This window comes from Massilia genomosp. 1, from assembly GCF_011682185.1.
GTDB lineage: Bacteria > Pseudomonadota > Gammaproteobacteria > Burkholderiales > Burkholderiaceae_D > Telluria_A > Telluria_A rubra.
Map to the genome: position 1 here is coordinate 1 of NZ_WHJF01000263.1, position 1,610 is coordinate 1,610.

2 protein-coding genes and 1 pseudogene are annotated in these 1,610 nt (G+C 55.7%); 1 reads left to right on the plus strand and 2 read right to left on the minus strand.

Annotated elements, in window-relative coordinates; genetic code table 11:
• Positions 1 to 423: 423 nt before the first annotated feature.
• Both F1735_RS33415 and F1735_RS33420 read right to left on the minus strand, forming a co-directional pair.
• Entirely contained in the window at positions 424 to 726 is a 303-nt protein-coding gene (locus F1735_RS33415; RefSeq protein ID WP_167241288.1) for a hypothetical protein, read from the minus strand.
• A 118-nt stretch (positions 727 to 844) separates the two neighbouring features.
• Entirely contained in the window at positions 845 to 1,156 is a 312-nt protein-coding gene (locus F1735_RS33420; protein WP_167241290.1) for a hypothetical protein, read from the minus strand.
• A 255-nt stretch (positions 1,157 to 1,411) separates the two neighbouring features.
• Between F1735_RS33420 and F1735_RS35985 the strand changes: the two are divergent.
• Positions 1,412 to 1,610: pseudogene (locus F1735_RS35985) on the plus strand (hypothetical protein); the annotation flags it as partial.

The window sequence follows — 1,610 nt, forward strand, 5'->3', positions numbered from 1 at the left end:
CACTCGCCCTGGTCATTGGCGTTGTCGCACAGCGCGATCAACACGAACTTTTGCCCCGACGGCAACGGCGACTTCCATGCTGCTGTCATTAAACTAATACTCATTTGAATCCTATGTGCTGCATCAGTACGGCGCACCGCCCGTCATGTGTTCGATACGGTGTTGACCACGCAGTCTCTGCTGGGTGACGCTGGCGGCGAGTGCCGCCAGGAAGGCTGGGTTCACTCATCGGATATCATTCGGCACTACGGCCCGCCTGGGTCGCACCGACGCAGTGGACGCATTTGCCGTACTGGGCCAGCTGCTTGGCGAACACGTTCTTCCCGCAAGCGCATTTCTTTGGCCTGAGCACCGGCCCAGGCTTGGACGCCCGCGTCCGCTCGCTAAACATGTCGGAGCCGATCCGACTTCCCACGGCCCACGTCACGCCGCTTTCCAGGTAATGGCACCGCTTGTGCCGTCTGGCTTGATCTGACCAAGTGTTTTCAAGCGCTGCAGGGGCGCATACAGCTCAGGCGATTTGACGCCTAGTGCGTTGGCGATCTCAGCCACAGTGCGGCCGCCGTGCGCGCGTACGTGCTCAAACGTCTTGCGCTCGATGTCGCTGGGCGGGCGCCGTCCTGCGCGCCGCGCAGGTTCGTCAAGCACATGCCTGGCGTGCAGCGCGGCGTGCTGCGCCGCAAAGTGTTGAAATGCATTCATTCGGTCTTCTTTATTGGAGATCATGTTTCCGGTCACACGGGCAGACAGTAGGGGCGGCACAACGCCGTCCGCTAAAAATGCAGACTTGCGCACTTCATGCCAGCGGCCTCGATTAGGAGGTCAACTGCGGGGTACTAGGTTTTCATCGGTACTCGTCCGGTTGCAGGTAGACAATGGCGTCGACGGGCACGACCTTGAGCCCGGCCGCTGCGAGCAAACGCGCACAGTAATTGAGCTGCCCGCCCGATTTCGCACGAGAAATGGACGATTCGTGCATACCAATTCGGTCCGCAATAGCAGTAGCCGTGGCTTTATTGATAAAATGCAAGATTGTCGTAAAGTTCTTGCGTGACTGGTCGGCAATTTCCGGGGATACTTGGGCCAAGTTGGCAAGTTCGGTCTTGCTAAACTCGGCATCGGACGGGTCCGTATCCATGGCGGGGCTGTTAGGCATGGAGGAATCCTATGCTGCATGGGTAAAAAATTGATAAAGTACCGGCGGTAGGCAGGAATGAGATGGTCGAAAAGATCCGTGTCGAGCTGGCGAGTAACTTTTCCGCCACGTGCAACAAGCTTGGCGCGTGCGGACTGCGTGCTACACGACTGCACCGCAATGTCAGTTTCAGTTTTTTCGATCTCAAACATTATTGCCACTAATAAATAATTTAACAAAATATTACAGTTTTTCGCCTTATTTTACAATAAATTATTGCATTTAGTGATTTTAAGAAATTATTTTGGTAAAAATATAAAAATGACAGATGTGCAAAAAGACGCCCCGGATCGCACCCAGCGCCTTCGGGAGGCGTTGCAGCGAAAAAATGGCGGCAACGCGTCGGAGCTTGCGCGATACGCGCAGGTGGTCCCGCAAGCCGTCAGCAAGTGGCTCACAGGCACCCAGTTCCCGC

What these genes read in the sequence shown, in the direction of transcription:
- F1735_RS33415 (WP_167241288.1), bottom strand. Translation starts at nt 726, where the DNA reads ATGATCTCCAATAAAGAAGACCGAATGAATGCATTTCAACACTTTGCG.
- F1735_RS33420 (WP_167241290.1), bottom strand. Translation starts at nt 1,156, where the DNA reads ATGCCTAACAGCCCCGCCATGGATACGGACCCGTCCGATGCCGAGTTT.